This window comes from Pseudoxanthomonas suwonensis J47 (assembly GCF_000513955.1).
Lineage (GTDB): Bacteria > Pseudomonadota > Gammaproteobacteria > Xanthomonadales > Xanthomonadaceae > Pseudoxanthomonas > Pseudoxanthomonas suwonensis_C.
Genome location: NZ_AZUZ01000030.1, coordinates 23,263 through 47,599, shown reverse-complemented (window position 1 = coordinate 47,599; position 24,337 = coordinate 23,263). Strand labels below are relative to the sequence as shown.

The window sequence follows — 24,337 nt, the reverse complement described above, 5'->3', positions numbered from 1 at the left end:
CAGGGACTGGACGGGCAGGGCCCTCCGGGCCCGCATCCACCTCGCCACGGATGGCCACCACCACGCAACCAGACAGGACCGCCGAGCGCCGGCCGCCGATGACCGACATCCACAGCGACAAGATCCTCATCCTCGACTTCGGCGCGCAGTACACCCAGCTGATCGCCCGCCGCATCCGCGAACTCGGCGTCTACTGCGAGATCTGGGCCTGGGACCACGACCCGGCCGAGATCGCCGCGTTCGCGCCGAAGGGCATCATCCTGTCGGGTGGCCCGGAGTCGACCACCGAAGCCGGCTCGCCGCGCGCGCCGCAGCAGGTGTTCGATTCCGGCCTGCCGATCCTGGGCATCTGCTACGGCATGCAGACCATGGCCGTGCAGCTGGGCGGCGCCACCGAGGCGGCCGACCAGCGCGAGTTCGGCCACGCGGAAGTATCGCTGGTGGCGGCCGACCGCCTGTTCGAGGGCCTGAAGGACCATCCGGGTTCGCCGCCGCGGCTGGACGTGTGGATGAGCCATGGCGACCACGTCTCGGTCGCGCCGCCGGGCTTCACCATCACCGCGAAGACCGACCGCATCCCGGTCGCCGCCTTCGCCGACGACCGCCGCCGCTGGTACGGCGTGCAGTTCCACCCCGAAGTGACCCACACCAAGCAGGGTACGGCGCTGCTGCGCCGCTTCGTGGTCGATATCTGCGGCTGCCAGACCCTGTGGACCGCCGAGCACATCATCGAGGACCAGATCCGCCGCGTGCGCGAGCAGGTCGGTTCGGACGAGGTGATCCTGGGCCTGTCCGGCGGCGTGGATTCGTCGGTGGTCGCGGCGCTGCTGCACAAGGCCATCGGCGACCAGCTGACCTGCGTGTTCGTCGACACCGGCCTGCTGCGCTGGCAGGAAGGTGACCAGGTGATGGCGACCTTCGCCGAGCACCTGGGCGTCAAGGTGATCCGTGTCGATGCCGCCGACCGCTACTTCAAGGCGCTGGAGGGCGTGGCCGACCCGGAGGCCAAGCGCAAGATCATCGGCAACCTGTTCGTCGAGATCTTCGAGGAAGAGTCCGGCAAGCTGAAGAACGCGAAGTGGCTGGCGCAGGGCACCATCTATCCGGACGTGATCGAGTCGGCCGGCAGCAAGACCGGCAAGGCCCACGTCATCAAGAGCCACCACAACGTCGGCGGCCTGCCCGAGCACATGAAGCTGGGCCTGGTCGAGCCGCTGCGCGAGCTGTTCAAGGACGAAGTGCGCCGCCTCGGCGTCGAGCTGGGCCTGCCGCGCGAGATGGTCTACCGCCATCCGTTCCCGGGGCCGGGCCTGGGCGTGCGCATCCTCGGCGAGGTCAAGCCCGAGTACGCCGAGCTGCTGGCCCGTGCCGACGCGATCTTCATCGACGAGCTGCGCAAGGCCGGCCTGTACGACAAGACCTCGCAGGCCTTCGCCGTGTTCCTGCCGGTCAAGTCGGTGGGCGTGGTCGGCGACGCGCGCGCCTACGAATGGGTGATCGCCCTGCGCGCGGTGGAGACCATCGACTTCATGACCGCGCACTGGGCGCACCTGCCGTACGACTTCCTCGGCAAGGTCTCCAACCGCATCATCAACGAGCTGCGCGGCGTCTCCCGCGTGGTCTACGACATCTCTGGCAAGCCGCCGGCGACGATCGAGTGGGAGTGATCGCCATGGCTTCGGTCGACTGGTTCCCGATCGTCTTCATCGTGTTCAAGCTCGGTGTCCTTGGCGTGGGCATGTTCTTCGCCATCAAGTGGCACCACGACAAGGACAAGCAGGCCAGGGCCGCCCGTAGCGCGACGCGCGACGGGCAGCCGCCCGAGCCGCGAAGCTGATCGCGACCGCCACCGCCGGTTGATGGTGGTGGCTGGCCTGGGGCTGCGCAGGCAGGGCCATGTGGCGCCCCCGGCGGGCGATCGCGCCGGCCGGTTCCGCCTCGCCCGGCCCAAGGGCGGATGTCCCGGCCGACCACCCGACGATCCGATAGACTCGTCCCCCATGGCATGCGCAGTCGCGCGTGCCGCGTATTGGGGCTCGGCCGCGCATGGCAGTCGCTTGCGCGGCACAGGCGCTGGCACGCGAGGCGCTGGCGCGCGGACACCGCGTCGTCGGTACCGTCCGCAGTGACGCCGCCCTCGAGGCTTTCGAGGCGCTCGATCCGGTGCTCGCCCACGGCCGCCTGCTGGACGTGACCGACTTCGATGCGATCGACGGGCTGGTGGCCGAAGTCGAGGAGAACGTCGGCCCGGTCGACGTGCTGGTGAACAACGCCGGCTACGGCCACGAGGGCGTGCTGGAGGAATCGCCGCTGGAGGACATGCGCCGGCAGTTCGAGGTCAACGTCTTCGGCCCGGTGGCGATGATCAAGGCGGTGCTGCCGGGATGCGGCGGCGGAGGCGCGGCCACATCGTCAACATCACCTCGATGGGCGGCTTCATCACCATGCCCGGCATTGCCTACTACTGCGGCAGCAAGTTCGCCTTGGAAGGCATTTCGGACGCACTGGCCAAGGAGGTGGCTCGCTGGGCATCGCGGTCACCGCCGTGGCGCCCGGATCGTTCCGTACCGATTGGGCCGGCCGCTCGATGGTGCGTTCCCCGCGCTCGATCCGGGACTACGACACGCTGTTCAATCCGGTCCGCGAGGCGCGCCTGCAGAGAAGCGGCAAGCCGCCCGGCGATCCCGCGAAGGCCGCCTGGGCCATGCTAGAGGTGATCGAGAGCGACTCGCCGCCGACCCACCTGCTGCTGGGCAGCGACGCCCTGGAACTGGTCCGGGCCAGGCTCGCCGGGCTTGCTGCGGGGATGGCGGAACAGGAGGCGCTGACGCGCTCCACCGACGGCTGATCCTGCGAACAGTGGCGACTTGCCCCTGCAGCCGGTCCGCCACCCCGCACAGGCTGGGCCGCGGCAAGGCTGCGTCCCCCGGGAGGCTGGGCGATACTACGCACCTGCGGCCCTCGCCGCCGCCACGCCTTCCAGCCAGCAGGAGCAGTCCCGTGCGTTCAAGACCGTTCGGCCGTACCGGCCGCCAGACAGGCGAGATCGGCTTTGGCGCCTGGGCCATCGGCGCGGCATGGGGCAAGGTCGACGACAACGAATCGGTGGCCGCGCTGCATGCGGCGCTCGACGCCGGCCTGGACTTCATCGACACCGCCGACGTCTACGGCGACGGCCACTCCGAGCGTCTGATCGCGCGCGTCCTGCGCGAGCGCNGCGGGCCGCGTCCGTTCGTGGCCACCAAGGCCGGCCGGNGCCNGCCGCGGCAGACCGTGGAAGGCTACAGCGCGGAAAACCTGGAGGCCTGGATCGACCGCAGCCTGGCCAACCTCGACGTCGACTGCCTGGACCTGGTCCAGCTGCACTGCCCGCCCACCGACGCCTACTACCACCCGGAAGTGTTCGAGCGGATGGAGCGGCTGGTCGAGCGCGGCAAGATCGCCCACTACGGCGTCAGCGTCGAGCGCGTCGAGGAAGGCCTCAAGGCCATCGAATACCCGGGTGTCGTCAGCGTCCAGATCATCTACAACATGTTCCGGCACCGCCCGGCGGAGCTGTTCTTCCGCGAGGCGCAGAGGCACGACGTGGCGGTGATCGTGCGCGTGCCGCTGGCCAGCGGGCTTCTCAGCGGCAAGTTCCGTCCCGATACCCGCTTCGAGGCCGACGACCACCGCCAGTTCAACCGCCACGGCGAAGCCTTCGACGTCGGCGAGACCTTCGCCGGCGTGCCCTACGAGGTCGGCCTGGCCGCGGTGGAGAAGCTGCGCCCGCTGGTGCCCGAAGGCGCGACGCTGGCCCAGCTCGCGCTGCGCTGGATCCTGATGGACGAGGCGGTGACGGTGGTGATCCCCGGCGCGCGCAACCCGCAGCAGGCCCTGGCCAACATCGCCGCGGCGGAACTGCCCGCACTGCCTGCGGAGACGATGGAGGCGGTGGCGCGGATCTACGAGCAGGACATCAGGCCGCACGTCCACCAGCGCTGGTAATGAACGTCGAAGTTTCTCCCCTCCGCATCGCCCCGGCCGAAGCGGGCGACCGCGACGCGCTGGCCCGCCTGTTGGTCGAGACCGTGGCCGGCAACGGCTCGGTGGGTTTCATGCATCCGCTCGGCCTGGACGAGGCCCGCGCGTTCTGGGACGACTGCCTCCAGGCGGCCGCGCACGGCGAGCGCTTCATCCTCTGCGCCTGGCAGGGCGACAGGCTGGTCGGCACCGGTTCGCTGGCGCTGGTCACCGCACCCAGCCAGCCGCACCGCGCCGAACTGACCAAGGTGATGACCACCTGTTCGCTGCGCGGCTCGGGCATCGGCGCGCAGCTGGTGACCGCGCTGGAAGGGCTGGCGCGCGAGCATGGCCGTCGCCTGCTCACCCTGGACGCCTCGCTGGTCGAGGGTGCCGCCGGGTTCTACCGGCGCCTGGGCTACCACGTTGCCGGCGACATCCCGGAATACGCCTACAAGCCGCTCGGCGGCCTCGGCGCCACCCGCGTGTTCTGGAAGCTGCTGGACGCGCGCGAACCGTCGAACCCGGTGGTCGCCGATCCGGCCGCGGACGAGCGCTTCATGCGCCACGCCCTGGACCTGGCCGAGCGCGCCGAGAAGGAAGACGACGAGATCCCGGTGGGTGCGGTGCTGGTCTCGCCCGAAGGCGAGGTCATCGGCGAAGGCTGGAACCGCAACATCAGCGACCATGATCCCAGTGCGCATGCCGAGATCATGGCCATGCGCCAGGCCGGCGCCCGCCTGGGCAACCACCGCCTGGTGGGCTGCACCCTGTACGTCACCCTCGAGCCGTGCGCGATGTGCGCCATGGCCATGATCCATGCCCGCGTCGCACGCGTGGTCTTCGGGGCGGGCGACCCCAAGACCGGCGCCTGCGGCAGCGTCTTCGACCTGCCAGCCGATCCCCGCCACAACCATCGCGTGGCGGTGCAGGGCGGGGTACTGGGCGAGGAGGCCGGGCTCAGGTTGACCAACTACTTCCGCGCCAAGCGCGGCAAGCCGCCGCTGTAGCCCGGACAGGGCCGAAGGCCGTATCCGGGGAGCATGCGGTTTCGCCGCCCTCCATGAAGCCGGAGGTGCTCTTCCGAAGGGGGCGTGGCCCGGCTACGCCGCCGATGTCGGGCGCGACGGACGGTGGTCCATTTCCTCGTTGATCGCGGTGACCGCGAGGGTCGACTCGCGGGCCAGCAGCAGGCTGGCGGCGAACATCGACAGCACCCCGATCGAGGCCAGCCAGATCGGCGCCGTGGCCAGCTGGTGGCCGGTGAACGTGTCGATCGAGACCGCCAGGCTGGTACCGACGAAGCAACTGATCGCCCCGTACAGCAGCTGGCCCGCGCGCAGGATGGTCAGGCTGCGCCGCCGCTGCAGGGCGATGCGCTTCTCGTAGAGCTCGCGCTCCTTCGGGTCCTCGATCGCGGTGAGCTCGCGCAGCAGCGTGCGCGTCCGGTCGATGATCCGCGCCAGCCGGTTGTTGGCCGACAGCAGCAGCGAGGCGGTGGCGGTGAGGAAGAACGCCGGCGCCAGCATCGCGGCGAGCACGGCATGGATGTCGGCGGAGGTTTCCATCGGGCGGCGCGTGCGGATGACTGCGCTATCATGCCAGCCCGCGCAGGGCCCGCGAAGCGCCGGCGCAGGGACACGCTTGCACTGGAAACCGCACCCCGCGCGGGGCGCCACAAAGGGAACGCGCATGGCCATCGCCCAAGGGCAGGACCGCCTGATCTGGATCGACCTGGAGATGACCGGGCTGGATACGGACAACGACTCCATCCTGGAGATCGCCACCGTGGTCACCGACTCGCAGCTGCAGGTCCTGGCCGAAGGCCCCGAGCTGGCCATCGGCCACCCGCTGGCCACCCTGGAAGCGATGGACGAGTGGAACCGCAACCAGCACCGCAAGTCCGGCCTGTGGCAGCGCGTACTCGACAGCGACGTGACCATCGCCCAGGCCGAGGCGCGCACCGTCGCCTTCCTCAACCAGTGGGTGCCGGCCAAGGCCTCGCCGATGTGCGGCAACTCCATCTGCCAGGACCGCCGCTTCCTGCATCGCCTGATGCCGCGCCTGGAGCAGTACTTCCACTACCGCAACCTCGACGTCAGCACCCTCAAGGAACTGGCCCGGCGCTGGGCGCCGGACGTCCTGGCCGGCGTCAGCAAGCAGGCCTCGCATACCGCCCTGAGCGACGTGCACGACTCGATCGAGGAACTGCGCCACTACCGCCGCCACATGGCACGGCTGGCGCTGGACTGACCTGACGGCCTCTTCCCGCCGGGGTGAGACGGCAGTTCGCGCGCCACTGGCGCGGGTGCCGTCGAACGCCTGCGCCCCGCGGACGCGGGCTGGGGCGCGGGGATAGGGTAGGTATTCCGACGCCGCAGGCCACCCGACCCTCACCCCCAGCCCCTCTCCCGGAGGGAGGGGGGAGGAGGAGCGAAGCTACGCCCTGAAAGGGCCATACCCCCGCGCTGCCGCGGCTCCGTCCGAAGCCGGGAGCCTCTGCCGGCATCGCCGCGCCACCCAACCAAACGAAAGGCCCGCCTTGCGGCGGGCCTTCGTGGGTCCGGCGTCGACCTGGACTCAGCTGGCCTTGAGCTTGGCCAGGCGCAGCCAGGTGTCGACCACGGTGTCGGGGTTCAGCGACACCGACTCGATGCCTTCCTGCATCAGCCACTCGGCCAGGTCCGGATGGTCGGACGGGCCCTGGCCGCAGATGCCGACGTACTTGCCCTTGGCGCGGGCAGCCTTGATCGCCATCGACAGCAGCTTCTTGACCGCCGGGTTCCGCTCGTCGAACAGGTGGGCGACGATCGAGGAGTCGCGGTCCAGGCCCAGGGTCAGCTGGGTCAGGTCGTTGGAGCCGATCGAGAAGCCGTCGAAGATCTCCAGGAACTCGTCCGCCAGCAGCGCGTTGGACGGGACCTCGCACATCATGATGATCTTCAGGCCGTTCTCGCCCTGGCGCAGGCCGTTGGCGGCGAGCACCTCGACCACCTTGCGGCCTTCCTCCAGGGTGCGCACGAACGGGATCATGACCCAGAGGTTCTCCAGGCCCATCTCGTTGCGCACGCGCAGCACCGCCTTGCACTCCAGGGCGAAGGCGTCGGCGAACGACGGATCGACATAGCGGCTGGCGCCGCGGAAGCCGATCATCGGGTTCTCTTCCTCCGGCTCGTAGCGGTGGCCGCCGATCAGGTTGGCGTACTCGTTGGACTTGAAGTCCGACAGGCGCACGATCACCGGGTTCGGCGCGACCGAAGCGGTGAGGGTGGCGATGCCCTCGGCCAGGCGGTCGACGTAGAAGCTGACCGGGTCGCCGTAGCCGGCGATCTTGGCGTCGATCTTCTTCTTCGTGTCGGCGTCCTGGCGGTCGTACTCGAGCAGCGCCTTCGGATGCACGCCGATGTGCGAGGCGATGATCATCTCCAGGCGCGCCAGGCCGATGCCGGCGTTGGGCAGCTGGCCGAAGTCGAACGCGCGCTCCGGGTTGGCGACGTTCATCATGATCTTCAGCGGCGCCGGCGGCATGTTGCCCAGGTCGGTGGTGGTGCGCTCGAAGGGCAGGGCGCCGTCGTAGATGTAGCCGGTGTCGCCTTCGGCGCAGCTGACGGTCACTTCCTGGCCGTCGGCGATGCGGTCCAGCGCGTCATGGGTGCCGACCACCGCCGGCACGCCCAGCTCGCGGGCGATGATCGCCGCGTGGCAGGTACGCCCGCCGCGGTTGGTGACGATGGCGCTGGCGCGCTTCATCACCGGCTCCCAGTCCGGGTCGGTCATGTCGGCGACCAGCACGTCGCCGGGCTGCACGCGGTTCATGTCGTCCAGCGAACGGACCACGCGGGCCACGCCGCTGCCGATCTTCTGGCCGATGGCGCGGCCTTCGGCGATGACCTGGCCGCGCTTCTCCAGCGCGAAGCGCTCGATCTGGGTGGCCTGGCCGCGGGACTTCACCGTCTCCGGGCGCGCCTGGACGATGAACAGCTTGCCGGTGACGCCGTCCTTCGCCCACTCGATGTCCATCGGGCGGCCGTAGTGCTGCTCGATGACCAGCGCCTGCTTGGCCAGCTCCTGCACGTCGGCGTCGGAGATGGAGAACTGGCGGCGCAGATCGGCCGGGGTGTCCTCGGTGCGCACGCGCTCGCCGGGCTGGTCCGAATAGACCATGCGGATCGCCTTGCTGCCGAGGGTGCGGCGCAGGATCGCCGGCTTGCCGGCCTTGAGCGTGGGCTTGTAGACGTAGAACTCGTCCGGGTTCACCGCGCCCTGCACGACCATTTCGCCCAGGCCGTAACTGGAGGTCACGAAGACCACGTCGCGGAAGCCGGACTCGGTGTCCAGGGTGAACAGCACGCCGGAGGCACCCACGTCCGAACGCACCATCAGCTGCACGCCGGCGGACAGGAACACGTCCTCGTGCTTGAAGCCGTGGTGCACGCGGTAGGCGATGGCGCGGTCGTTGTACAGCGAGGCGAACACTTCCTTGACCTTGTGCACGACGTCGTCGGCCCCGGTCACGTTGAGGAAGGTCTCCTGCTGGCCGGCGAACGAGGCGTCCGGCAGGTCCTCGGCGGTGGCGGAGGAGCGCACCGCCACGGCGATGTCGCTGCCGCCGTTCTCGGCGCACAGCTGCGCGTAGGCGGTGCGGATGTCGGCATCCAGCTCGGGCTGCAGCGGCGCCTCGATCACCCAGCTGCGGATCTCGCCGCCGGCGGCGGTCAGCGCCGGCACGTCCTCGACGTCCAGCGTGGCCAGGCGGTCGTAGATGCGCTGGTGCAGGTTGTTGTGGGCGATGAAGGCCTTGAAGGCCTCCGCGGTGGTGGCGAAACCGCCGGGAACGGACACGCCGAGACCGGCCAGGTGGCCGATCATCTCACCGAGGGAAGAATTCTTGCCGCCAACGCGTGCCAGATCGGCCAAGCGCAGTTCGTGCAACCACAGGATGTTCTGGTTCAAGTGCGATGCTCCATTGGAGCCACCGCCCGGCCGGGCAATGGCCGCCGTCCCGAGATATGTGGAACCGTTATGATGCACCCCAGCATCGCGGCATACAAATCTTGAAAATGCCGGCGGTTTCGTGTTCGTCCCGGGAAAGCGCTTACATGACCAGCATCCGCCCAGTGTTCTACGTGTCCGATGGTACCGGTATCACCGCCGAGACCATCGGCCACAGCCTGCTGACGCAGTTCAGCGGCTTCCGCTTCCTGACCGACCGGATCTCGTTCGTCGACGAGCCGGACAAGGCGCGCGAGGCGCGCGACCGCATCGTCGCCGCCGGCCTCGAGCACAGCACCCGTCCGATCGTGGTGAACACCTGCGTGGACCCGCAGCTGAGCGCGATCCTCGCCGAAAGCGGGGCGCTGATGCTGGACGTGTTCGAACCCTTCATCGAACCGCTGGAGCGCGAGCTCAACGAGCCGCGGCAGCCACGCGTGGGCCACGCCCACGGCATCGTCGACTTCGACACCTACCATCGCCGCATCAACGCGATGAACTACGCGCTGACCCACGACGACGGCATCGCGGTCAGCTACGACGAGGCCGATGTGATCCTGGTCGGCGTGTCGCGCGCGGGCAAGACCCCGACCTGCGTGTACCTGGCGCTGCACTACGGCATCCGCGCGGCGAACTATCCGCTCACCGACGGCGACCTCGAGAGCGACCGCCTGCCGGCGCGGCTGAAGCCGTACCGCCGCAAGCTGTTCGGCCTGACCATCGATCCGGAGCGGCTGGCGCAGATCCGCCAGGAGCGGCGGCCGAACTCGAACTACGCGAAGCTGGAGACCTGCAAGCGCGAGGTGCAGGCGGCCGAGACCATGTTCCAGATGGAGCGGATCCCCACGCTCAGTACGACGCATACGTCGATCGAGGAGATCTCGAGCAAGGTGCTGACCACCCTGGGCCTGCAGCGCGAGATGTTCTGAACCGCTGCCGGCGCTCCGGCAGGGTTCCTCCAAGGTAGGCCCGGCGGGCGCGACGGTCAATCCTGCCGCGTACACACTGCAGCGTGTAGCATCGGTCGCATGCAGCAGGTCACCCCCACCGGCATGCGGATCCCACGGCTCAGCCGCTTCGGCTGGCTGATGGGCCTGTATGCGGAAAACCACGCGCGCATGCAGCGCCTGTTCGCACCCGCGCGGCTGGGCGAGGGCAGCTGGCTGTCCAGCGTCGGCGACGGTCTGGACGTGCGCCTGGACGTGCTCGAGCGCCATCCCTATACGCTCGAGCTGCGCCTGACCTACGACCTGCGCGATCCGCTGACCGGCGAACCGGACCCCTCGGCCTACCTGCGCGTCTACACCGACGCGCGTCAGGTCGAGACCACCCACTGCTACGTGGGCCGCCGCTGGCAGGACGTGATGGGCCTTTACCCGCCGCCGGCCGAGCTGGTCGGTCACCGCCTGCGCATGAACACCTTCCTCGGCAAGTGGCTGGAATACCTCGCCGAGCGCGGCCACGGCGTGGCCACGCTGCTGCCGGCCGGTGCGGTCGCTGCCCCGCCGCCGGCGCCCCAGCGCGAGCCGGCCCGCCAGTAATCCCCGGACGTCCATGACACCGCGCGTTCCGCTTTCCGTCCTCGATCTCGCGCCAGTCTGCGAAGGCTCCGACGTGGGCACGGCCCTGCGCAACAGCCTGGACCTGGCCCGCCACGTCGAGGCGCTGGGCTACACCCGCTTCTGGCTGGCCGAGCACCACGGCATGCCCGGCATCGCCAGCGCCGCCACCGCGGTGCTGATCGGCCAGGTCGCCGCGGCGACCTCGCGCATCCGCGTGGGTGCTGGCGGGATCATGCTGCCCAACCATTCGCCGCTGCAGGTGGCCGAGCAGTTCGGCACCCTGGCTGCGCTGTTCCCCGGCCGGATCGACCTGGGCCTGGGCCGCGCGCCGGGCACCGACCAGGCCACCGCACGGGCGCTGCGCCGCTATTACGACGCCGCCGACAGCTTCCCGCAGGACGTGCAGGAACTGCTGCGCTATTTCGAACCGGCGCGGCCGGGGCAGGTGGTGCGTGCGGTGCCGGGGGAGGGACAGGACGTGCCCGTATGGATCCTCGGCTCCAGCCTGTTCGGCGCGCAGCTGGCCGCCACGCTGGGCCTGCCGTTCGCCTTCGCCTCGCACTTCGCCCCGGACGCGATGGACCAGGCGCTGATGCTCTACCACCGCGATTTCCGCCCGTCGGCGCGGTTGCGCCAGCCGTACGCCATCCTGGCGGTGAACGTGATCGCCGCGGCCACCGACGCCGAGGCGCGGCGGCTGTTCACCACCGCGCAGCAGGCCTTCGTGAACCTGCGCCGCGGCCGCCCGGGCCTGGTGCCGCCACCGATCGACGACATCGAGGCCTACTGGTCGCCGGAGGAGAAGGCGGGCGTTGAGCGGGCGCTGGCCTGCAGCGTGGTCGGCAGCCCGGAAACCGTCGCCGAAGGCCTGGAATCCTTCGTCGCCCGGCACCGGCCGGACGAGCTGATGGTGGTGGCCAATATCCACGACCACGGGGCGCGGCTGGAGTCCTACCGGATCGCCGCCGGGGCCTGGAACCGGGGCGGCTGAACGGGCCGTTCGGGACGGGCTCGCTATTCAGAGGGAATCCGGGTATCGTGCGCCCACTGTGTTTGCATGGGTCACCGTTAATCGTGGCCTGGTGACAACCGATCCCAAAGGTCGGTCTACATCGATCCGCTTTGCCTAACGCCTGCAACCCAGTACGGACCGGAAATCCCGGGACCGGTGTCTTTTACATTACTTAAGTTGAGGAGTTAGCAATCATGTCCGATCGTCAGACCGGCACCGTCAAGTGGTTCAACGACGCCAAGGGCTTCGGCTTCATCACCCCGGAGAGCGGCGCCGACCTGTTCGTGCACTTCCGCTCGATCCAGGGCACCGGCTTCAAGTCGCTGCAGGAAGGCCAGAAGGTCTCCTTCGTCGTCGTGCAGGGCCAGAAGGGCCTGCAGGCCGACCAGGTGCAGGCGCTGTAATCGCGCCGACCCGCCGCAAGGCAGGTCACCACGGAACGCCGGGGGCGCAAGCCTCCGGCGTTTTCCGTTTCCGGGCCCGGATGCGAGGATGGGGCTCCCCCCAACCCGCGGAGGCCGGCCCGTGATCACCGTCCACCACCTCGAGAACTCCCGCTCGCAGCGCGTGCTGTGGCTGCTGGAAGAACTCGGCCTGCCGTACCAGCTGGTGCGCTACGCGCGCGACCCGAAGACCCTGCTGGCGCCGCCGGAGCTGCGCGCGGTGCATCCGCTGGGCAAGTCGCCGGTGATGGTGGACGACGGCCACACCCTGGCCGAATCCGGCGCGATCCTCGAATACCTGGTCGAGCGCTACGACACCACCCACGCGTTCTCGCCCACGCCGACGCCGGTGGATTCGCCCGAACGCCTGCAGTACCGCTACTGGATGCACTACGCCGAAGGTTCGGCCATGCCACCGATGCTGCTGGGCCTGGTGTTCGCGAAGATACGCTCCGCGCCGATGCCGTTCTTCGCCAGGCCCATCGCCAGGCGCATCGTCGATGGCGCGATGTCGGGCTTCGTCGGCCCGCAGGTGAAGCTGCACCTGGGCTGGATGGAGGATTCGCTGCGCCGCAACGGCGGGTGGTTCGGCGGCGAGCGTTTCACCGCGGCGGACATCCAGATGAGCTTCCCGATCGAAGCGGCGGCGGTGCGCGCCGGACTGGATGCGTATCCGCAGCTGGCCGGCTTCCTGCGCCGGATCCATGCGCGGCCGGCCTACCAGCGGGCGCTGCAGAAGGGCGGCCCGTTCGAGCTGGCGGCGGGGTAGGCGCGCCGTAGTCCGCTGCGCGCACGGGATCCACGCGATCCGGTTCACGGCGCGCATCCTCCCGTGGCGTCATCCTCGCCGCATCGACACCGCGCGCACGCGCGTCTGGACCCCCATGCACCTCGAGTTCGACAACAGCTTCCTGCGCGAACTGCCCGGCGATCCGGAACCGGGGCCGCGGCTGCGCGAGGTGACGGCCGCCTGGTCGCGGGTCGATCCCACGCCGGTGGCGGCGCCGCGCCTGCTGGCCTGGTCGCGCGAAGCAGCAGCGCTGGTGGGCCTCGACGAGTCGGACGTCGCGGATCCGGCATTCGCCCAGGTGTTCGGTGGCAATGCGCTGCTGCCCGGCATGCAGCCGTGGGCGGCCAACTACGGCGGCCACCAGTTCGGCAGCTGGGCCGGGCAGCTGGGCGACGGCCGCGCGATCTCGCTCGGCGAGGCGCTGGGACCGGACGGGCGGCGCTGGGAACTCCAGCTCAAGGGGGCGGGGCGCACGCCTTACTCGCGCTTCGCCGACGGCCGCGCGGTGCTGCGCTCCTCGATCCGCGAGTTCCTGTGCAGCGAGGCGATGCACCACCTCGGCGTGCCGACCACGCGGGCGCTGTCGCTGGTCGCCACCGGCGAGGACGTGGTGCGCGACATGTTCTACGACGGCCATCCGCAGCCCGAGCCGGGCGCGGTGGTGTGCCGGATGGCGCCGAGCTTCCTGCGCTTCGGCAGCTGGCAGCTGCCTGCGTCGCGCGGCGACACCGCGCTGCTGCGCACGCTGGCCGACCATGTGCAGCGCCACCACTTCCCGGACCTGGCCGGGCAAGGCGCTGCAGGCGACGCGGAGTGGTTCGCGCGGGTCTGCGAGCGCACCGCCCGGCTGGTCGCCGAATGGATGCGGGTGGGTTTCGTCCATGGCGTGCTCAACACCGACAACATGTCGATCCTGGGCCTGACCATCGACTACGGCCCGTATGGCTGGATCGAGGACTTCGACCCGGACTGGACCCCGAACACCACCGACGCGGCCGGCGGCCGCTACCGCTTCGGCTGGCAGCCGCAGGTCGCGTACTGGAACCTGGCCCGTCTCGCGCAGGCGCTGGCGCCGCTGTTCGACAGCGTCGCGCCGCTGGAAGCTGGACTGGACCGCTTCAACGCCGCCTGGGCCGCGGCCGAACGCGACATGGTCGCGCGCAAGCTGGGCCTGGCCGCATGCGGCGACGAGGACATGCGCCTGTATGCCGAGCTGCTCCTGCTGCTGCACGACGGGCAGATGGACATGAACCTGTCGTTCCGCGAACTGATGGCGCTGGATCCGGCCGCATCGGATATCGCCGTGTTCGAGGGTGCGTTCTACGACCCGGCCGCGCGGACGAGGGTGGAGGCGGGCCTGCGCGACTGGCTGCAGCGCTACGCCGCACGGCTGGCCGCCGATCCGCTTGAGCCGGCGCAGCGCCACGAGCGCATGCGCCTGGCCAATCCGCGCTACGTGCTGCGCAACTGGCTGGCGCAGGAAGCGATCGACCGGGCCGAACAGGGCGATCCCAAGGGGATCACCGACCTGCTCGAGGTCATGCGCCGTCCCTACGAGGACCAGCCGGGCCGCGGGCACTACGCCAGCCGCCGGCCGGAATGGGCGCGGCATCGCGCCGGATGTTCGATGCTGTCGTGCAGCTCCTGAGACACGACAGGCGCGACGGCGCTAGCATCGCCAGCATCGCAACCGGTATTCGGCCCGCCATGGACGACACCACGCCTGCCTGGGCCTCGCTGATCCGCGAGGTCCCCGACTTCCCTTCGCCGGGCATCCTGTTCCGCGACATGATGCCGCTGCTTGCCGACCGTGCCGGCTTCGCCGCGATGCTGGCCGACCTGGCCGCGCCATGGCGGGAAGCGGGGATCCAGGCGGTGGCCGGGGTGGAGTCGCGCGGCTTCATTCTCGGCGCCGCGTTGGCGCGCGAGCTGGACGCCGGCTTCGTGCCGCTGCGCAAGCCGGGCAAGCTGCCCGGCGAGCTGTTCGAGGAGTCCTACGCGCTGGAATACGGCAGCGACCGCCTGCAGGTGCAGGCCAATGCGGTGCGCGCCGGCGAACGCGTGCTGCTGGTCGACGACGTCCTCGCCACGGGCGGCACCCTGGCTGCCGCCGCGCGTCTATTGCAGCGCCTGGGCGTGGAACTGGTCGGCGGCGCCGTGCTGATGGAACTTGAAGGCCTCGGCGGCCGTGCCCGCTGGCCGGCAGAAGTGCCGCTGCTGGCCCTGCTGCGCCACTGACCAGCGAACACCCCTCTCCCCCCGGGAGAGGGGCCGGGGGAGAGGGCCGGTGTCCCCGCCCCCGTTACAGCTTCCGCACCCTGAACTTCCGCCCCTTGATCTTCCCCGCCTCGAGCCGCTGCAGCGCACGCCCGGCCTGCGCATTGGCGATGGCCACGTAGGAGCGCGTCGCGCCGATCACGATCTTGCCGATCGCCGAACCCGGCAGGCCGGCCTCGCCGGTCAGCGCGCCGAGGATGTCACCGGGGCGCAGCTTGTCGGTCTTGCCACCGTCGATGCGCAGCGTGGTCATCGGCGCCTGCGCCGGTTGCGACGGCCGGCCGGTGGCCAGCGGCGCGTTCTCGCGCGAAGGCGGCAGCGCCTGCGTGGCGGCGATCATCTCCGCGCGCGCGTTCTCGCGCGGCGCCACCAGGCTCAGGGCCAGGCCACGGCGCCCGGCACGGCCGGTGCGGCCGATGCGGTGGCGGTAGGCGTCCACGTCGGTCGGCAGCTCGTAATTGACCACCGCCGCCAGGTCTTCCACGTCGAGGCCGCGCGCGGCCACGTCGCTGGCGACCAGCACGTTGCAACTGCGGTTGGCCAGCTGCAGCAGCACCTCGTCGCGGTCGCGCTGTTCCATGTCGCCGTGCAGGGCGAGGGCGGAGAAGCCGAACTGGCGCAGCGAGCCGGCCACCTCGTCCACTTCCTTGCGCGTGTTGCAGAACACCACTGCCGATTCCGGCCGGTGGCGCAGCAGCAGTCCGGCCACCGCCTTCTGCCGGAACTGCGGATCGACCTCGTAGAAGCGCTGTTCGATATCCGGCGCCGACTCGCCGCCGTCCACCGCCACCTCGGCCGGATCGCGCAGCAGCTGGCGCGCGAACTCGCGGATCTCCTCGGGGAAGGTCGCCGAGAACAGCAGGCTCTGGCGCTGGCCGTGGCAGCGGTTGGCGATCTCGCGCACCGCCTCCTCGAAGCCCATGTCGAGCATCCGGTCGGCCTCGTCCAGCACCAGCGTGCGCACCACGCCCAGGTGCAGGACGCGCTTGCGCGCCAGCTCCTGCACGCGGCCGGGCGTACCGACCACCACCTGCGGGTCGTGCGCCTGCAGCGAGGCGACCTGCGGCTCCAGCGCGGTGCCGCCGGTGAGGATGCTCAGCTTGAGGTTGGGGATGCCGGTGGCCAGCTTGCGCAGCTGCCGGCCGACCTGGTCGGCCAGCTCGCGGGTCGGGCACAGCACCAGCGCCTGGCAGCGCGATTCGGCCGGATCCAGCCGCTGCAGCAGCCCCAGCCCGAACGCGGCGGTCTTGCCGCTGCCGGTGGGCGCCTGCGCGATCAGGTCGCGGCCTTCGAGGATCGGCGGCAGCGACGCGGCCTGGACCGGCGTGGCGGTGGCGTAGCCCAGCGCTTCCAGGCCGGGGCGCAGGGCGGGGGAGAGGGGCAGCGAGGCGAAGTCGGTCATGCGCCATTGTCGCAGGTCGCGTGCACCCGGTGGCCGCGGCCCGCCGCGTACAATGCGCGGATGCCTTTGATCACCCTCCAGGACGTCGACTACAGCGTCGGCGGCCCGCTGCTGCTGGACCACGCCAACCTCGCCATAGAACCGGGCGAACGCATCGCCCTGATCGGGCGCAACGGCGCGGGCAAGTCGACCCTGCTCAAGCTCATCGCCGGCGAACTGGTGCCGGACGACGGCCAGGTGCGGGTGCAGGCCGGCGTGCGCGTGGCGCGACTGGAGCAGGAGGTGCCCGGTGGCACCGACGGCACGGTGTTCGACGTCGTCGCCGACGGCCTGGGCGAGCTGGGCCGCTGGCTGGCCGAGTTCCACCACCTCAGCCACGCCGCCGAGTACGACGCCGCGGCCGTAGGCCGGGTGCAGGCGAAGATCGACGCCGCCGACGGCTGGGCGCTGGACCGCCGCGTCGAGTCGGTGCTCAGCCGCCTGGAACTGGACGGCGAGGCGGTGTTCGCGCGCCTGTCCGGCGGCATGAAGCGGCGCGTGCTGCTGGCCCGCTCGCTGGTCTCCGACCCGGACGTGCTGCTGCTGGACGAACCGACCAACCACCTCGACATCGAGGCGATCGACTGGCTGGAGTCGTTCCTGCGCGAATGGAAGGGCAGCGTGGTGTTCGTCACCCACGACCGCCGCTTCCTGCGCGCCCTGGCCACCCGCATCGTCGAGATCGACCGCGGCCAGGTCAGCAGCTGGCCCGGCGACTGGGCCAACTACGAGCGCCGCCGCGAGGAGCGCCTGCACGCCGAGGCGCAGGAGAACGCGCGCTTCGACAAGCTGCTGGCGCAGGAGGAAGCCTGGATCCGCCAGGGCATCAAGGCCCGCCGCACCCGCGACGAAGGCCGCGTACGCCGGCTCAAGGCGATGCGCGTGGAGCGCATGCAGCGCCGCGAGCTGTCCGGCAACGTGCGCCTGGAAGCGGCGCAGGGCGAGTCCTCCGGCAAGAAGGTCATCGAGGCCAAGAGCGTGTACTTCGCCTACGGCGACCGGGTCATGGTCCGCGACTTCTCCACCACCGTGCTGCGCGGCGACCGCATCGGCCTGGTCGGGCCCAACGGCAGTGGCAAGACCACGCTGCTGAAGCTGCTGCTGGGCGAGCTGCAGCCGCAGGCGGGCGAGGTGAAGCTGGGCACCAACCTGCAGGTGGCGTATTTCGACCAGTACCGCGCCGCGCTGCGCGAGGACTGGAACGCGATGGAGAACGTGGCCGGCGGCCAGGACTTCGTCGAGCTCAACGGCAGCCGCAAGCACGTGCTGACCTACCTGCAGGACTTCCTGTTCACGCCCGAGCGCGCGCGCGCGCCGATCACCCGCCTGTCCGGCGGCGAGCGCAACCGCCTGCTGCTGGCGCGCCTGTTCGCGCAGCCGTCCAACCTGCTGGTGATGGACGAACCGACCAACGACCTGGACGTGGAGACGCTGGAGCTGCTCGAGGAGCTGCTGGCCGACTACCCCGGCACGCTGCTGCTGGTCAGCCACGACCGCGACTTCCTCGACAACGTGGTCACCTCGACCCTGGTGATGGAAGGCGAGGGCAGGGTCGGCGAGTACGTCGGCGGCTACTCCGACTGGCTGCGGCAGCGGCCCGCACCGAGGGAAACGCCTGCCCCGAAGCCGGCCGCCGCGCCGGCAACGGCCGCGCCCGCAGTCACGCCGGCGCCCGCGCCCGCCGCCGGCAGGCGCAAGCTCAGCTACAAGGATGCGCGCGAGCTGGAACAGCTGCCGGCGCGGATCGAGGCGCTGGAAGCGGAACTGGCGGCGCTGGCCGCGGCGATGTCCGAGCCGGGTTTCTACCAGCAGGACCCCGGACAGGTCGCCGCCCACACCCGGCGCATGGCCGAGGCCCAGGCCGAACTGGATCATGCCTACGCCCGCTGGGCCGAACTGGACGGCTGAGCCACTTGCCGGCGACCTGCCGGGCGGCGTACACCACGCCCTGGCATCCAGTTGAGGGGTGGGAATGAAGAACCGGATCAGGGCCAGCGCACTGCTGGCCGCATTGCTGGCATGGACGGCGCCGGCTGCCGCCGAGGTCAAGGACGCCGGCCCGGCCGGTTTCACCGTCGAGCACACGCGCACTGTCGCGGTGGCGCCGGAAGTCGCCTGGCAGGGCCTGGTCGACGGCGTCGACGGCTGGTGGTCGAAGGACCACAGCTGGTGGGGCCCCCAGTCCACGCTGTCGATCGAGCCGCGTGCCGGCGGCTGCTTCTGCGAACGTAGCCCTGACGGCCGCGAGGCGATGCACCTGCAGGTCGCCTTCATCGATCCGGGCCACAGGCTGCGCATGGTCGGCGCGCTCGGCCCGCTGCAGGGCATGGGCCTGCACGGGGTGATGGAATGGCAGGTCCTGCCCGCCGGGCAGGGCACGCGGATCAGCGTGAGCTACCGCGCCGGAGGCTATACGCCCGAGGGCGTGGAGGACATCGCCCCGGCCGTCGACCGGGTGATCGGGCTGCAGTTGGGGAAGCTGGCCGATTACCTCTCGGCGCCGGCGCCCTGAGGCGCTGACGTGCGCATCGCCACGAACGCCCAGAACGGCACGTCGGAGCCGGCCCACCAGGCCGAGGCTTCCTGCAAGATGCCGACCAGCGTCTCCAGTTCGTGCGGCAGCCGCCCGTGCAGCTGCCCGGCGCCTTCGAACAGCAGCACATAGCCCGGCGCCGGCAGCCATTCCAGGTCGCGCAGCGCGTCCATCAGCGCGTCCCAGTTGCGGCCCCAGCCCGGCGGCAGGTCCAGCACCGCGCCCAGGCGCATCAGCAGCGACTGCTTGTCCTGGCAGCCGTCCAGCTCGATGCGCCGCACCAGCAGGCCGGCATCGCGCGCGGCGGCGGCCAGCGCCGACAGGTCGGCGGCGTCCACCTCGAACACGCCGGCCTGGGTGGCGTCGTCCAGGCCGATGTCGAATCCCGAATCGCTCATTGCGTTGCTCCGGCTCCCGGCTCGAAGGCGCGGAAGCTCTGGTAATGGTCGGCGGTGTAGTACCACTCGCCCGGCGGATCGCCGCCGGTGACGATCCGGCGCGCGCCGCGGTGGTCCAGTCCGGGCGTCGGCACGGTGTATTCGCGGTACCAGCCGCGTTCGCGGGCGGGCAGCCGCCCTTCGCGGTTGCCGAACACGCTGCCGTCCTGGCGGTAGGGGAAGCGCCCGCCCTGCTGGATGGTGCGGATCACCGGCGCCGCTTCCGGCGGCAGGAACGCGGGCAAGGCCGCGGCCGGGGCGGCGACGTGGCCGGCGCCGGGAAGCGGCGACTGCGCCGGCACCACCTGCGCGTCCGGCCGCAGCAGCCAGGCCAGTACGCCGAGCACGAGCACGGCGGCGAGGAGGCGGTAGGTACGCTGGAAACGCATGCGTGCGGCTCGCGACGGAATACGCGGGAGTATGCGCGAGCGCGCGCCGGCGCAGTTGAACACGGCCCTCCGGGGCGGGGCGGCGGTTCACGCCGGTGCAACCCCGGAACGTCCAGTCTGTGCCTTCCCTCCAACCGCCGGGATGCAGCATTGCCGTCAACGGCTTGGTCAGGCGCGCCGGCATCCCTACACTGTCGGGGCTGCGCCCGGCATCCCGGGCAAACGTTCACAAGGAGACCAAACGTGGCCTACACCCTCCCCGAGCTTCCGTACGCCTACGATGCGCTGGAACCGCACATCGATACGGAGACGATGAAGATCCACCACACCAAGCACCACCAGACCTACATCAACAACGTCAATGCCGCGCTGGAAGGCACCGAGTACGCCGACCTTCCGGTCGAGGAGCTGGTGGCGAAGCTGAAGACCCTGCCGGAGAACCTGCAGGGCCCGGTGCGCAACAACGGCGGCGGCCATGCCAACCACAGCCTGTTCTGGACGGTGATGTCGCCCAACGGCGGCGGCGAGCCGAAGGGCGGCGTGGCCGAGGCCATCGACCGCGACCTGGGCGGCTTCGAGAAGTTCAAGGAAGCCTTCACCAAGGCCGCGCTGACCCGTTTCGGCAGCGGCTGGGCCTGGCTGAGCGTCACCCCTGACAGGAAGGTCGTGGTCGAGAGCAGCGCCAACCAGGACAGCCCGCTGAGCGAGGGCAACACCCCGATCCTGGGCCTGGACGTGTGGGAACACGCCTACTACCTGAAGTACCAGAACCGCCGTCCGGAATACATCGGCGCGTTCTTCAACGTGGTCGACTGGAACGAGGTCGAGCGCCGCTACCAGGCCGCGACCAGGTAAGCCTTCCCGGCTCCCCGCGACGCCCGAACGCCCCGGCCCGCCGGGGCGTTCGCTTTTGGGAAGGCACCCCCTCTCCCCCCCGGGAGAGGGGCAGGGGAGAGGGCCGGCGTCCCAGCGCCGCCGAAGATCCCGCTGTTCTCCCAATCTCTCCGGAAGGGGGAGCGAAGCGCTGTTGCGGTTGCCATTGCTGTTGCTGTTGTTCTCGTCTTTCCCCGAGCATCGCAAGCGACGGCGGGGGACGGCCCACAACTCGCTTCGCTCACACAGTGGGCCTCTTCGCCCCCATCGCCACTGCGATGCTCGGTTCGCTCCAACGGGAGTGGGAACAGCAAGGCGACAGCAAAGGCAACGGCAACGACAGGGCAACGACCAGGACAAAAGCAAACGGCAACGGCAATAAGAAGCCCCGGCCTGTGGCCGGGGCTTTGGGGCTTGCCAGAGAGGAAGGGCGATCAGCGCATCGCCTGCCCACCCTCGCGGGCCTGCTTCTCGCGCCATTCGCGCGACGGCTCGTCGAGCCGGTCGCCGAGCATGCGGCGGACCACGATGAAGAACACCGGGATCATCAGCAGGCCCAGGAAGGTCGCGAACAGCATGCCGCCGATCACGCCGGTGCCGATCGCGTGGCGCGCGTTGGCGCCGGCGCCGGAGGACAGCGCCATCGGCACCACGCCCATGATGAACGCGAACGAGGTCATCAGGATCGGGCGGAAGCGCAGGCGGGCCGCCTCGACGGTGGCGTCGCGCAGGGTCTTGCCGGCCGCACGCTGCTCCACCGCGAATTCCACGATCAGGATCGCGTTCTTCGCCGCGAGACCAATGATGGTGATCAGGCCGATCTTGAAGAAGATGTCGTTCGGCAGGCCGCGCATCATGGTGAACAGCACCGCGCCGAGCATGCCCAGCGGTACCACCAGCAGCACCGCCACCGGGATCGACCAGCTCTCGTACAGCGCCGCCAGGCACAGGAACACGACCACGATCGACAGCACCAGCAGCAGGGTGGCGGTGTTGCCGGCCAGGATCTCCTGGTAGGACATGCCCGACCAGTCGTAGCCGAAGCCGGCCGGCAGGTCGTTCTCGACGATGCCTTCCATGATCGCCATCGCCTCGCCCGAGCTGTGGCCCGGGGCCGGCGAACCGACGATGTTGACCGCGGCGTAGCCCTGGTAGCGGTTCAGCGACGGCGGGCTGGTGATCCAGTCGGTGCTGACCACGCTGTTGAGCGGGATCATCTCGCCGCTGACCGGGCTGGGCGTGTAGAAGTTGCCCAGCGACTCGGCGCCGGTGCGGAACGGGGCGTCGGCGCGCAGGTTCACGCGCTTGATGCGGCCTTCGTAGAAGAAGTCATTGGCGTACACCGGCGCCAGCATCAGGCTGATGGCGTTGTAGATGTCGCCCACGTCCAGGCCCATCGACTGCGCCTGCACGCGGTCCACGGCCAGCTGCAGCTGCGGCGCGTCCTCCAGACCGTTCGGGCGCACGCCGACCAGCGCCGGGTTCTGCGCCGCGGCACCGAGCAGCTGGTTGCGGGCGGCGGTCAGCGCCGCCTGGCCCTGGCCGGTCCGGTCCTGCAGCCACATGTCGAAGCCGCCGAACTGGCCCAGGCCCTGCACGGTCGGCAGGTTGACCACGAAGATCGTGGCCTCCTTCACCCCGAACAGCGCGCCGTTGGCCTGCTGGATGAACTCCGGCGCGGTGAGCTTGCGCTCCTCCCACGGCTTGAGCTTGATGAACGCCATGCCGACGTTCTCGCCCTGGCCGATGAAGCTGAAGCCGGACACCTGCATCATGCTCTCGAAGCCTTCCAGCTGGCTCAGGCGGCCGCGGATGTCGTCGAACACCGTCTGGGTGCGCTGCAGGCTGGCGCCCGGCGGCAGCTGCACGATGGCCAGCGCGTAGCCCTGGTCTTCCTCGGGCAGGAAGCTGCCGGGCATGCGCGAGAACAGGAAGCCGCACAGGATCGCCAGCACCGCGAACAGGATCATCCAGCGCGGCGCGTGCCTGACCGCGCTGCCGATATGGCCGACATAGGTGTGGCTGATCCGGTCGTAGTACTTGTTGAAGGTGCGGAACACCCAGTTCGAGTTGGCGTGGTGGCTGGGCTTGAGGAAGGTCGCGCACAGCGCCGGGGTGAAGCCCAGCGCCAGGAACGCGGAGAAGGCCATGGCGATGGCGATGGTCAGCGCGAACTGCTTGTAGATCTCGCCGGCCGCGCCGCCCTGCAGCGCCGAGGGGATGAACACCGCCGCCAGGACCACGGTGATCGCGACCACCGCGCCGGTGATCTGGCCCATGGCCTTGATCGTGGCGTCGTAGGGCGACAGGCCCTCCTCGGTCATGATGCGCTCGACGTTCTCGATCACCACGATCGCGTCGTCGACCACGATGCCGATCGACAGCACCATCGCGAACAGGGTCAGCTGGTTGATGGTGAAGCCGATGATCGACAGGCCCAGGAAGGTGCCGAGCAGGGCCACCGGGATGACCAGGGTCGGGATGATGGTGGCGCGGATGTTCTGCAGGAACACCAGCATCACCAGGAACACCAGCACCACCGCCTCGAGCAGGGTCTTGATGACCTCCTTGATCGAGATCTTGACGAAGGTGGTGGAGTCGTACGGCGAGATCCAGGTCACGCCCTGCGGGAAGGTCGCCTGCAGCTCGTCCATCTTGGCGCGGACGGCCTCGGCCACGTTCAGCGCGTTGGCGCCCGGCAGCAGCTGCACGGCGAAGGCGCCGACCGGCTTGCCGTTGTACTTGGTGTCGAAGCCGTAGGCGCCCGGGCCGAAGCTCACCCGCGCCACGTCGCGCAGGCGCACCGTGGTGCCGTCGGAGTTGGCGCGCAGGATGATCTGCTCGAACTGCTCGGGGCTGGTGAAGCGGCCTTCGGCCGAGACCGTGGCGGTGAACACCTGGCCTTCCGGCGCCGGGTCGGCGCCGACCGAACCGGCGGCGAACTGCACGTTCTGGCCGCGCACCGCGGCCAGCACCTGGGTCGCCGACAGGCCGAAGCCCTGCAGCTTGCCCGGGTCCAGCCAGATGTTCATCGCGTACTCGGCGCCGAACTGCTGGACGCTGCCCACGCCGGGGATGCGCGAGATCTGGTCGATCACGCGCGAGCCGTTGATGTCGTTGAGCTGGTTGCGGTCGACCGCCGGGTTGTCCGAGACCAGGCCGACCACCATCAGGAAGCCGGCGTTGGCCTTGGCCACGACCACGCCCTGCTGGGTCACCTCGCTGGGCAGGCGTGGGGTCGCCAGGGCGACCTTGTTCTGCACCTGCACCTGGGCGATGTCCGGGTCGGTGCCGGTCTCGAAGGTCAGGGTGATGCTGGCGCGGCCGGTGGCGCTGGACGAGGAGCTGAAGTACAGCAGGTGGTCGATGCCGGTCAGCTGCTGTTCGATCACCTGGGTGACCGCGCGTTCCACCGTGGCCGCGCTGGCGCCGGGGTAGGTGGCGCTGACGGTGACCTGCGGCGGGGCGATGTTGGGATAGGACTCAACGCCCAGGCCGAGGATCGCGATCACGCCGGAGAGCGAGATCAGGATCGCAACGACCCAGGCGAAGACCGGGTGGTTGATGAAGAACTTGGGCATCGGGG

22 protein-coding genes and 2 pseudogenes are annotated in these 24,337 nt (G+C 70.0%); 18 read left to right on the top strand and 6 right to left on the bottom strand.

The window, feature by feature from the left end:
- Positions 1 to 98: 98 nt before the first annotated feature.
- The 7 genes and pseudogenes from guaA to tadA all read left to right on the top strand — a co-directional run bounded on the left by guaA (position 99) and on the right by tadA (position 5,012).
- A complete protein-coding gene (gene guaA, locus M503_RS0109600; protein WP_024867944.1) occupies positions 99 to 1,667 on the top strand; it encodes a glutamine-hydrolyzing GMP synthase in 1,569 nt (522 codons plus the stop codon).
- A 5-nt stretch (positions 1,668 to 1,672) separates the two neighbouring features.
- Positions 1,673 to 1,837, top strand: a complete 165-nt coding sequence (locus M503_RS17615) for a hypothetical protein (RefSeq protein WP_197017209.1) — start codon at positions 1,673 to 1,675, stop codon at positions 1,835 to 1,837.
- Positions 1,838 to 2,046: 209 nt separating this feature from the next.
- Positions 2,047 to 2,468 (top strand): annotated as a pseudogene (locus M503_RS17775) (SDR family NAD(P)-dependent oxidoreductase); the annotation flags it as partial.
- Positions 2,469 to 2,587: 119 nt separating this feature from the next.
- Positions 2,588 to 2,848, top strand: a complete 261-nt coding sequence (locus tag M503_RS17765; RefSeq protein WP_028920384.1) for a hypothetical protein — start codon at positions 2,588 to 2,590, stop codon at positions 2,846 to 2,848.
- An 11-nt stretch (positions 2,849 to 2,859) separates the two neighbouring features.
- Complete coding sequence (locus M503_RS0109580; protein WP_430536858.1) at positions 2,860 to 3,987, top strand: aldo/keto reductase; 1,128 nt, start codon at positions 2,860 to 2,862, stop codon at positions 3,985 to 3,987.
- Positions 3,987 to 4,424: pseudogene (locus tag M503_RS17760) on the top strand (N-acetyltransferase family protein); the annotation flags it as partial. The gene M503_RS0109580 and the pseudogene M503_RS17760, both read left to right, overlap by 1 nt.
- Positions 4,425 to 4,502: 78 nt before the next feature.
- Positions 4,503 to 5,012, top strand: coding sequence for a tRNA adenosine(34) deaminase TadA (gene tadA, locus M503_RS17755; RefSeq protein ID WP_269319400.1), 510 nt, complete (start codon positions 4,503 to 4,505; stop codon positions 5,010 to 5,012).
- 93 nt (positions 5,013 to 5,105) lie between these two features.
- On the opposite strand, the gene M503_RS0109570 is transcribed toward tadA, so the two are convergent.
- The gene (locus M503_RS0109570; protein WP_028920387.1) at positions 5,106 to 5,570 is read right to left on the bottom strand and encodes a DUF2721 domain-containing protein; all 465 of its coding nucleotides are present in this window, start codon (positions 5,568 to 5,570) and stop codon (positions 5,106 to 5,108) included.
- A gap of 124 nt (positions 5,571 to 5,694) precedes the next feature.
- On the opposite strand from M503_RS0109570, the gene orn reads away from it, so the two are divergent.
- Positions 5,695 to 6,255 carry an oligoribonuclease gene (gene orn / locus M503_RS0109565; protein ID WP_037061027.1) on the top strand — a complete coding sequence of 187 codons (561 nt, stop codon included), beginning with the start codon at positions 5,695 to 5,697 and terminating at the stop codon, positions 6,253 to 6,255.
- A 327-nt stretch (positions 6,256 to 6,582) separates the two neighbouring features.
- Here orn and ppsA read toward each other — a convergent pair whose 3' ends face one another.
- On the bottom strand, positions 6,583 to 8,955 hold the full coding sequence (gene ppsA, locus M503_RS0109560; protein WP_028920389.1) for a phosphoenolpyruvate synthase: 2,373 nt from the start codon (positions 8,953 to 8,955) through the stop codon (positions 6,583 to 6,585).
- 146 nt (positions 8,956 to 9,101) lie between these two features.
- Here ppsA and ppsR point away from each other — a divergent pair, with 146 nt between their 5' ends.
- The 7 genes from ppsR (at position 9,102) to M503_RS0109525 (ending at position 15,039) form a co-directional block, all read left to right on the top strand.
- Positions 9,102 to 9,923 (top strand): posphoenolpyruvate synthetase regulatory kinase/phosphorylase PpsR, encoded by an 822-nt coding sequence (gene ppsR, locus M503_RS0109555; protein ID WP_028920390.1) that lies wholly within the window; start codon positions 9,102 to 9,104, stop codon positions 9,921 to 9,923.
- A 99-nt stretch (positions 9,924 to 10,022) separates the two neighbouring features.
- Positions 10,023 to 10,535: a DUF1249 domain-containing protein gene (locus M503_RS0109550; RefSeq protein ID WP_024867932.1), complete on the top strand. Its 513-nt coding sequence runs from the start codon at positions 10,023 to 10,025 to the stop codon at positions 10,533 to 10,535.
- 13 nt (positions 10,536 to 10,548) lie between these two features.
- Positions 10,549 to 11,547 carry an LLM class flavin-dependent oxidoreductase gene (locus tag M503_RS0109545; RefSeq protein WP_028920391.1) on the top strand — a complete coding sequence of 333 codons (999 nt, stop codon included), beginning with the start codon at positions 10,549 to 10,551 and terminating at the stop codon, positions 11,545 to 11,547.
- Between the two features lie 215 nt (positions 11,548 to 11,762).
- Entirely contained in the window at positions 11,763 to 11,972 is a 210-nt protein-coding gene (locus M503_RS0109540; RefSeq protein WP_024867930.1) for a cold-shock protein, read from the top strand.
- Positions 11,973 to 12,093: 121 nt separating this feature from the next.
- Positions 12,094 to 12,780 carry a glutathione S-transferase family protein gene (locus M503_RS0109535; RefSeq protein WP_028920392.1) on the top strand — a complete coding sequence of 229 codons (687 nt, stop codon included), beginning with the start codon at positions 12,094 to 12,096 and terminating at the stop codon, positions 12,778 to 12,780.
- Positions 12,781 to 12,895: 115 nt separating this feature from the next.
- On the top strand, positions 12,896 to 14,449 hold the full coding sequence (locus M503_RS0109530) for a protein adenylyltransferase SelO (protein WP_028920393.1): 1,554 nt from the start codon (positions 12,896 to 12,898) through the stop codon (positions 14,447 to 14,449).
- Between the two features lie 59 nt (positions 14,450 to 14,508).
- Positions 14,509 to 15,039: an adenine phosphoribosyltransferase gene (locus M503_RS0109525; protein ID WP_028920394.1), complete on the top strand. Its 531-nt coding sequence runs from the start codon at positions 14,509 to 14,511 to the stop codon at positions 15,037 to 15,039.
- A gap of 64 nt (positions 15,040 to 15,103) precedes the next feature.
- Here the strand turns inward: M503_RS0109525 and dbpA are convergent, their stop codons facing one another.
- Complete coding sequence (gene dbpA / locus M503_RS0109520) at positions 15,104 to 16,480, bottom strand: ATP-dependent RNA helicase DbpA (protein ID WP_028920395.1); 1,377 nt, start codon at positions 16,478 to 16,480, stop codon at positions 15,104 to 15,106.
- A 60-nt stretch (positions 16,481 to 16,540) separates the two neighbouring features.
- Between dbpA and M503_RS0109515 the strand changes: the two genes are divergently transcribed.
- Positions 16,541 to 18,427 carry an ATP-binding cassette domain-containing protein gene (locus M503_RS0109515; protein WP_028920396.1) on the top strand — a complete coding sequence of 629 codons (1,887 nt, stop codon included), beginning with the start codon at positions 16,541 to 16,543 and terminating at the stop codon, positions 18,425 to 18,427.
- Positions 18,428 to 18,491: 64 nt separating this feature from the next.
- On the top strand, positions 18,492 to 19,031 hold the full coding sequence (locus M503_RS0109510; protein WP_037061024.1) for an SRPBCC family protein: 540 nt from the start codon (positions 18,492 to 18,494) through the stop codon (positions 19,029 to 19,031).
- Here M503_RS0109510 and M503_RS0109505 read toward each other — a convergent pair.
- Positions 19,007 to 19,450, bottom strand: a complete 444-nt coding sequence (locus M503_RS0109505) for a barstar family protein (RefSeq protein ID WP_028920398.1) — start codon at positions 19,448 to 19,450, stop codon at positions 19,007 to 19,009. The genes M503_RS0109510 and M503_RS0109505 overlap by 25 nt on opposite strands.
- Positions 19,447 to 19,878 carry a ribonuclease domain-containing protein gene (locus tag M503_RS0109500; protein ID WP_028920399.1) on the bottom strand — a complete coding sequence of 144 codons (432 nt, stop codon included), beginning with the start codon at positions 19,876 to 19,878 and terminating at the stop codon, positions 19,447 to 19,449. Before M503_RS0109500 ends, M503_RS0109505 begins: the two co-directional genes overlap by 4 nt.
- Before the next feature lie 243 nt (positions 19,879 to 20,121).
- Here M503_RS0109500 and M503_RS0109495 point away from each other — a divergent pair, with 243 nt between their 5' ends.
- Positions 20,122 to 20,733 carry a superoxide dismutase gene (locus tag M503_RS0109495; RefSeq protein WP_024867921.1) on the top strand — a complete coding sequence of 204 codons (612 nt, stop codon included), beginning with the start codon at positions 20,122 to 20,124 and terminating at the stop codon, positions 20,731 to 20,733.
- A 452-nt stretch (positions 20,734 to 21,185) separates the two neighbouring features.
- Here the strand turns inward: M503_RS0109495 and M503_RS0109490 are convergent, their stop codons facing one another.
- Complete coding sequence (locus tag M503_RS0109490) at positions 21,186 to 24,332, bottom strand: multidrug efflux RND transporter permease subunit (protein ID WP_028920400.1); 3,147 nt, start codon at positions 24,330 to 24,332, stop codon at positions 21,186 to 21,188.
- Positions 24,333 to 24,337: the final 5 nt, after the last annotated feature.